Genomic DNA, 3,633 nt, shown 5'->3' on the forward strand with positions numbered 1-3,633 from the left:
CAGCCCGCCCCCACCCGACCCCCACGCCCCCTGACCGCGAGAGCGCAATCCAGTCCCCGCAGACAACTGGATCGCACGCTCACGACACCTCCCAGTGCCCGCCGACAACTCGATCGCACTCTCACGACCGCGGTTGGTGATCCTGCCGCAGCCCGCACCCCCTGACCTTGAGAGTGCATTTCCGTCCCCGCAAGCGACTGGATCGCACTCTCACGGTCCGGGGGTGAGGGGTCAACGCGGAGTGGGGGAGCATGGAGAGGACGACGGACGGCGTTCGTCCCGACGCGCACCGCAGACCTGGAGGCCCCGTGGACGCCTTGCCCACCGACCCCGAGCCCACCGACACCCGGCCGACCGACGCCGCTCCCACCGACGCCGTGCTGGACCGCGCCGCGGGTGCCGTGATCGGCTCGGCGGCGGGCGACGCGCTCGGTGCAGGCTACGAGTTCGGCCCGCCGCTGCCCGACGACGCCCGCGTGGGCATGGTCGGCGGTGGCACGTTCGCGTGGGCGCCCGGCGAGTGGACGGACGACACGTCGATGGCCGTCGCGGTGCTGCGCGCGCTCGCCGCGGGCGAGCCGCTCGACGACGACCGCACGCTCGACGGCGTCGTCGACGCGTGGTGCGGGTGGGCGGTCGACGCGAAGGACGTCGGGAACCAGACGCGCGCCGTGCTCGGGGGGCTCGCGCCCCGCACGGCCGCCGCGGCGAGGCGCTCGGCGCGCGCGTTCCACGACACGTACCGGCGGTCGGGCGGCAACGGGTCGCTCATGCGCACCGGACCCGTCGCGCTGGCGTACCTGGGTGACGGCCGCGAGGGCGACCTGGCCCGCGCGGCGCGCGCGGTGTCGGATCTCACGCATGCCGAGGACGACGCCGGGGACGCGTGCGTGCTGTGGTCGCTCGCGGTGCGGCACGCGATCCGGACGGGCGTGGCGGACGTCCGCGTCGGGCTGCCGTGGCTGCCCGCGACGCGACGCGACCCGTGGGCGGCGCGGATCGCCGACGCCGAGGTCAGCCGCCCGCGGGACTTCGACCGCAACGGGTGGGTCGTCGAGGCGCTGCAGGCCGCGTGGTCGGCGATCACGCACGGCACGACGCTGGTCGACGTGCTCGAGCGGGCCGTGCGCGGCGGCCGCGACACCGACACTGTCGCCGCGATCGCGGGCGCGCTGGTCGGCGCACGCGACGGTGCGTCGGCCGTGCCCGCCGCGTGGCGGGACGTGCTGCACGGGTGGCCGGGCCTGGACGCCGCGGCCCTCACCGACCTCGCCGCGCGCGCGGTCCGCCGCTGACCGCGCCCACCGGCAACACCCCGCGACGCACACCGCACACCCGCACCGCGCCCGCGGCCGCGGCTCGGCAGGACCCTGCGCCCGGAGCGCGGTACTCACCGACCGAGCGCGGTACTCGTTGGTACCGCACTCGCGGCGTCTCTACCGCGGTCGGCGTGCTCGTACCGCGCTCGGCGGGACGTCCCCGCCCGGCCGGCCCAGACGCAGGACGCACCGGACGCGGAGCGCACCGAACGCGCCGAGCGCGGTAGACGTGCGCCGAGCGCGGTACCCGTTCGTACCGCGCTCGGGACACGTCTGCCGCAGTCGGCGACCTCGTACAGCGCTCGGGGTGCTCGTACCGCGCTCGGGCCGTCACCACCTGGCGGCTCCGAGCGAGTGCACACCGGGAGCACCGACACGCGCCGAGCGCGGTAGACGTGCGCCGAGCGCGGTACTCGTTCGTACCGCGCTCGCGACGTCTCTGCCGCGGTCGGCGTGCTTGTGCCGCACTCGGCGGGACATGCCCGCCTGGCCGACCCAGACGCAGGACGCACCGGACGCGGAGAGCACCGGACGCGCCGAGCGCGGTAGACGTGCGCCGAGCGCGGTACTCGTTGGTACCGCGCTCGGCGCGTCTCTACCGCGGTCGGCGAGCTTCTGCCGCGCTCGGACGGCTTCCGGCACGGTCGGCGAGCGGGTGCCGCGGCCGGCGAGCGGGGTGCCACGGTGGGCTCGCGAGTGCACGTGAGCGCGCGGGTGCCGCGGTCGGCGCGTGGGTGCGCACTCGCGCCCGGCCGTCGTCGCGCACGCGCTCGGGGAGAGACGCGTGCGCGACGACGGGCGGGGGTCAGATCGCGGCGCCGACCAGGAAGCCGCCGTTGATGGCCTCGCCGACCTTCGCGGGGCTCACGCAGTCGCCGACGGTGCGCACGGTGCGGCCGGCCGCGGTGAGCTGCTCGGCCAGCGTCGTCGCGGGACGCACGCCGAACGCGGTGACGACCGTGTCGGCGTCGACCCGCACGTCGCCCTCGGGGCCGCGCGCGACGACGCCCCCCTCGTCGACCGACAGCACGGTGTGACCGGTGAGCGTGCGGACGCCCGCGGCGGCCAGGTCGCGCAGCAGCGTGATGCGGTTGATGACGATGAGGTCGCGCGCGATCTCGTCGGTCATCTCGACGATCGTGACCTCGCGGCCGGCCTGCGCGAGCTCGAGCGCCAGGTCGGCGCCCGAGAGCCCGCCGCCGGCGACGACGACGCGCCGCCCCAGGTCGGCGCCGAGGTGCGCCTCGATGACGCCCACGACGTTCGGGCCGTCGATGCCGGGGATCGTGCCGGGCACGAGCGGCGTGGAGCCGGTGGCGAGCACGATCTCGTCGGCGCCGGCGAGCTCCGGGGAGTCCGCGGTGATCTCGACGCCGAGGTGCACGGTGACGGGCAGGCGGGCGATCTGCCGCTCCCACCAGCCGATCATCGCGTGCAGCTCCTTCTTGAAGTCCGGCGTCGCGGCCGGGCGCAGCACGCCGCCCAGCGCGGCGTCGCGCTCGTAGACGTCGACGCGGTGGCCGCGCTCGGCGGCGACGCGCGCGGCCTCGAGCCCGGCGGGCCCGCCGCCCACGACGACGACGTGCTTGGGGGTCTGCGCCGGGGTGAGCACGCGCTCGCGCTCGAACCCGACCTGTGCGTTGACCGAGCAGCCGATCGGCAGCGCGAAGAACGCGTTGCCGACGCACATCGCGTTGCAGCGGATGCAGGGGCGGATGTCCTCGCGGCGGCCGTCGGCGAGCTTGGCGCACCACTGCGGGTCGGCGATGAGGCCGCGACCGACGCCCGCGACGTCGGCGTGGCCGGCGGCGAGCACCTGCTCGGCGGTGTCGGGGTCGAGGTTGCCGCACGCGACGACGGGGATGTCGACGACCTCCTTGAGGGCCTGCGCGGCGGGGACCATGCAGCCGTCGCCCAGGTAGTACGGCGGGAAGACGTAGTCCATGGCCTCGTACGACCCGTCGTCGGCGAGGATGAAGTCGAGGCCGGCCGCGGCGAGCACGACGGCGATGCGCTGCGACTCCTCGCGCGTGCGGCCGCCGGGGAACTTGTGGTCGACCGACAGGCGGAAGCTCACGGGCAGGCCGGGGGCGGCGGCCTTGACGGCCTGGATGATCTCGACGGCGAACCGGCAGCGGTTCTCGACCGAGCCGCCGTACTGGTCGTCGCGGCGGTTCCACACGGGGCTCATGAACTGGTCGATGAGGTAGCCGGTGTGGCCGTGGATGTCGATCGCGTCGATCCCGGCGGCCTTGGCGCGCGCGGCGGCCTCGCCGAAGCGGCGGACGATCGTGGCGATCTCGTCGACCTCGAG

Annotated in this window: 2 protein-coding genes; one reads left to right on the top strand and one right to left on the bottom strand. The window is 75.6% G+C overall.

Annotated elements, in window-relative coordinates:
• Window positions 1-308: 308 nt before the first annotated feature.
• Window positions 309-1,295: an ADP-ribosylglycohydrolase family protein gene (locus tag CS2_RS17865; protein WP_233421261.1), complete on the top strand. Its 987-nt coding sequence runs from the start codon at window positions 309-311 to the stop codon at window positions 1,293-1,295.
• Between the two features lie 829 nt (window positions 1,296-2,124).
• Here CS2_RS17865 and CS2_RS17870 read toward each other — a convergent pair.
• Window positions 2,125-3,633 (bottom strand): oxidoreductase (locus CS2_RS17870; protein WP_070320982.1); only part of this gene is annotated, 1,509 nt, incomplete at its 5' end.

This window comes from Cellulomonas iranensis NBRC 101100 = JCM 18110, assembly GCF_001552375.1.
In the GTDB taxonomy this organism is placed as follows: domain Bacteria; phylum Actinomycetota; class Actinomycetes; order Actinomycetales; family Cellulomonadaceae; genus Cellulomonas; species Cellulomonas iranensis.